The sequence below is a fragment of the Pelomonas sp. KK5 genome, assembly GCF_001984095.1.
GTDB lineage: Bacteria > Pseudomonadota > Gammaproteobacteria > Burkholderiales > Burkholderiaceae_C > KK5.
In genome coordinates this window covers 1-557 of sequence record NZ_LYVQ01000547.1, presented here as the reverse complement: position 1 = coordinate 557, position 557 = coordinate 1, and the positions used below count along the sequence as shown (strand labels likewise).

General features: G+C 70.7%; 1 pseudogene. It reads right to left on the bottom strand.

Features of this window, described 5'->3' with window-relative positions:
• A pseudogene (locus tag B0W88_RS34210) lies at positions 1-557 on the bottom strand (heme utilization protein); the annotation flags it as partial.

Genomic DNA, 557 nt, shown 5'->3' with positions numbered 1-557 from the left:
TCGTCGGTGCTGAAGTTGACGAGCTGGTCGGTCGTCAGGCCCGCCACCTGGACGGAGCTGAGCACGGCGGCCTGGCCGCTGGTGAGTGCCACCACGTCATCGGTGCTCAGCGCATGGATCTGGCCGGAGCTCATCGCCTTGATGCCGGCGGAGCCGAGGGCGACGATGTCCTCGGTGGTCATCGTGGCGATCTGCGCGGTGCCGATGGCGGCCACCTGGCTGCTGGTCAGCGCCGGGATCTGGCTGCTGGTCAGCGCATTGAGCGCATCGCTGCCCATGCCGGCGATCTGGGCCGTGGTCAGCTGGCGCACCTGGGCGCTGGTGAGGGCGCCGATCTGGTCGCTGTCCAGCGCGCCGAGCTGGGCGCCGGAGAGGCCGCGCAGCGCGGCGCTGGAGAGCGCGCGCAGGTCGTCGGTGCTGAAGTGGACGAGCTGGTCGGTCGTCAGGCCCGTCACCTGGGTGGAACTGAGCACGCCGGCCTGGGCGCTGGTCAGCGCGACGATGTCGTCGGTGCTCAGCGCGTGGATCTGGGCCGAGCTCATCGCCTTGATGCCGGC